This is a genomic window from Streptomyces albospinus, assembly GCF_014648695.1.
In the GTDB taxonomy this organism is placed as follows: Bacteria; Actinomycetota; Actinomycetes; order Streptomycetales; family Streptomycetaceae; genus Streptomyces; species Streptomyces albospinus.
In genome coordinates this window covers 1-3,210 of the sequence record NZ_BMRP01000009.1, presented here as the reverse complement: position 1 = coordinate 3,210, position 3,210 = coordinate 1, and the positions used below count along the sequence as shown (strand labels likewise).

Here is a 3,210-nt window from a genome sequence, read left to right as displayed (position 1 = left end):
CCCCTCCGGCCCGTCCCCTCCCGTGGGTGGGAGGGAAGAGACGGTGGGTGGGGGCTGGGCAGAGTGGTCCGGTGACGGTCTCCATCGCCCCCTGAACCTGCACGGTCCCACCCACGCGCACCCCACCGGCTTTTTCCCACCCACAACGGGAGGGGACGGGCCGGAGGGGCAGGGTGTCCGGACGTAAAGCGAAGCAGTCCGGACACCCTGCCCCGCAGGACCGTCACCGCACCCCGAAAGCCCCGCGCAGCGGCCCCGCCCGCCGCAGGCGCAACGGCGAACAACCACCACGGCGGGAAAGCCGACAACGTAGGGCGAGGCAAAGCGCAGCGGAGCCGCAACGGCGGCAAACCCCCACGGCGGGACAGCCGACAGCGTGGGAAGGAACCGCTACGCGGAGGGGCGGCCCATCGCCCGGTACGTCCAGCCCGCCTTGCGCCACAGCGCAGCGTCAAGCGCGTTGCGGCCGTCGAGGATGCGACGTTCGCTGGCCACCTCGGCCAGCTTCGCGGGGTCCAGGTCGCGGAACTCGCGCCACTCCGTCAGGTGCAGCACCACATCCGCGCCGTGCACCGCGTCCAGCGCGCTGTCCGCGTAGCCGAGGGTGGGGAAGAGGCGGCGGGCGTTCGCCATGCCCTTGGGGTCGTAGACCGTGACCTGGCCGCCCTGGAGGTGGATCTGGCCGGCGACGTTGAGTGCGGGGGAGTCGCGGACGTCGTCCGAGTCCGGCTTGAAGGTCGCGCCGAGGACGGCGACCCGCTTGCCGAGGAAGCCGCCGCCCACCGCGTCCCGGGCCATCTCGACCATGTGGCCGCGGCGCCGCATGTTGATCGAGTCGATCTCGCGCAGGAAGGTCAGCGCCTGGTCCACGCCCAGCTCACCGGCGCGCGCCATGAAGGCCCGCAGGTCCTTGGGGAGGCAGCCGCCGCCGAAGCCGATGCCGGCGCGCAGGAACTTCTTGCCGATCCGCTCGTCGTAGCCGATCGCCTCGGCCAGCTTCGCCACGTCGGCGCCGGCCGCCTCGCACACCTCGGCCATGGCGTTGATGAACGAGATCTTGGTCGCCAGGAAGGAGTTGGCGGAGGTCTTGACGAGTTCGGCGGTCGGGTAGTCCGTGACGACGAACGGCGCGCCCTCGGCGACCGGCGTCGTGTACACCTCGCGCAGCAGCGCCTCGGCCCGCTCGCCCGTGACGCCGACCACGATCCGGTCCGGGTGCAGGGTGTCCTGGACGGCGAACCCCTCGCGCAGGAACTCCGGGTTCCACGCCAGCTCGACGTCCGCGCCGGCCGGGGCGTGGGCCGCCAGCCGCTCGGCGAGCCGGGCCGCGCTGCCCACCGGCACCGTCGACTTGCCGACCACCAGCGCGGGCCGGGTCAGATGCGGCGCCAGCGCGTCGAAGGCGGACTCGACGTAGGACATGTCGCAGGCGTACTCGCCGTGCTTCTGCGGGGTGTTCACGCAGACGAAGTGGACGTCGCCGAACGCGCCGACCTCCTCGTAGGAGGTGGTGAAGCGCAGCCGGCCGGTGGAGCCCTCGATCCCGGCGACGTGGCGGCGCAGCAGCTCCTCCAGACCGGGCTCGTACATCGGGACCTCGCCCCGGCGGAGCATCTCGATCTTCTCCGGCAGCACGTCCAGCCCGAGCACCTCGTAACCCAGCTCGGCCATCGCGGCGGCGTGGGTGGCACCGAGGTAGCCGGTGCCGATCACGGTGATCTTGAGGGCCATGCGGGGGCTCCAGACGTCTGCGGAAAAACGGCGCTGACCGAGCATAGTCGGGCAGGGAAGGACCCGGTCCGGTCGTGTGCGTCGCCCCCGGGGTGACTGTCGGCAACCTCACGTACCCGTGGCGGGGATCGGCGCCTAGAATCCTGTGTCTGTAAGGGTTACTTAACGGTAGTTAGCACTGCCGGCACCTCACAGGGGAGTGAGAAACCTTGGCGGGAACCGCTGATTTCGATCTGTACCGGCCGTCCGAGGAGCACGACATGCTCCGCGAGTCGGTGCGCTCGCTCGCCGAGGCGAAGATCGCGCCGTTCGCCGCCGCGGTCGACGAGGAGGCCCGCTTCCCCCAGGAGGCGCTGGACGCGCTGGTCGCCAACGACCTGCACGCCGTCCACGTACCCGAGGCGTACGGCGGCGCGGGCGCCGACGCGCTGGCGACCGTGATCGTCATCGAGGAGGTCGCCCGGGTCTGCGGCTCCTCGTCCCTGATCCCGGCCGTCAACAAGCTCGGCTCGCTCCCGGTGATCCTCTCCGGCGGCGAGGAGATCAAGAAGAAGTACCTGGCGCCGCTCGCCAAGGGCGACGGGATGTTCTCGTACTGCCTGAGCGAGCCGGACGCCGGTTCCGACGCGGCCGGGATGAAGACGAAGGCGGTGCGCGACGGCGACCACTACGTCCTCAACGGCGTCAAGCGGTGGATCACCAACGCCGGGGTGTCGGAGTACTACACCGTCATGGCCGTCACCGACCCGGAGAAGCGCTCCAAGGGCATATCGGCCTTCGTCGTCGAGAAGGGCGACGAGGGCGTCTCCTTCGGCGCCCCGGAGAAGAAGCTCGGCATCAAGGGCTCGCCCACCCGCGAGGTCTACCTGGACAACGTCCGGATCCCCGCCGACCGCATGATCGGCGCCGAGGGCACCGGCTTCGCGACCGCCATGAAGACCCTGGACCACACCCGCATCACCATCGCGGCCCAGGCCATCGGCATCGCCCAGGGCGCGCTCGACTACGCCAAGGGCTACGTCCAGGAGCGCAAGCAGTTCGGCAAGCCGATCGGCGACTTCCAGGGCGTCCAGTTCATGCTCGCCGACATGGCCATGAAGCTGGAGGCGGCCCGCCAGCTCACCTACGCCGCGGCGGCCCGCTCCGAGCGCATCTCGGCCGGCGGCAAGGGCGAGGACCTGACGTTCTTCGGCGCCGCCGCCAAGTGCTACGCCTCGGACGCCGCCATGGAGATCACCACGGACGCCGTCCAGCTGCTCGGCGGCTACGGCTACACCCGCGACTACCCGGTCGAGCGGATGATGCGGGACGCCAAGATCACGCAGATTTACGAGGGCACGAACCAGGTGCAGCGGATCGTGATGGCCCGCAACCTGCCGTAACGCCCGGCCGCGCACGGCGAAGGCCCCGGACCGCACGCGGCGGTTTCCAGGAGTCGTCGCAACACAATTTGATCAACTGGCTGTTGCCAGGAGCTTA

2 protein-coding genes are annotated in these 3,210 nt (G+C 70.3%); one reads left to right on the top strand and one right to left on the bottom strand.

Going from position 1 to position 3,210, the window contains the following annotated elements; all coding sequences use genetic code 11:
- Window positions 1-390: 390 nt before the first annotated feature.
- Window positions 391-1,731, bottom strand: a complete 1,341-nt coding sequence (locus IEZ17_RS14395; protein WP_189300133.1) for a UDP-glucose dehydrogenase family protein — start codon at window positions 1,729-1,731, stop codon at window positions 391-393.
- Window positions 1,732-1,940: 209 nt separating this feature from the next.
- Between IEZ17_RS14395 and IEZ17_RS14390 the strand changes: the two genes are divergently transcribed.
- Window positions 1,941-3,113: an acyl-CoA dehydrogenase family protein gene (locus IEZ17_RS14390; RefSeq protein ID WP_189300132.1), complete on the top strand. Its 1,173-nt coding sequence runs from the start codon at window positions 1,941-1,943 to the stop codon at window positions 3,111-3,113.
- Window positions 3,114-3,210: the final 97 nt, after the last annotated feature.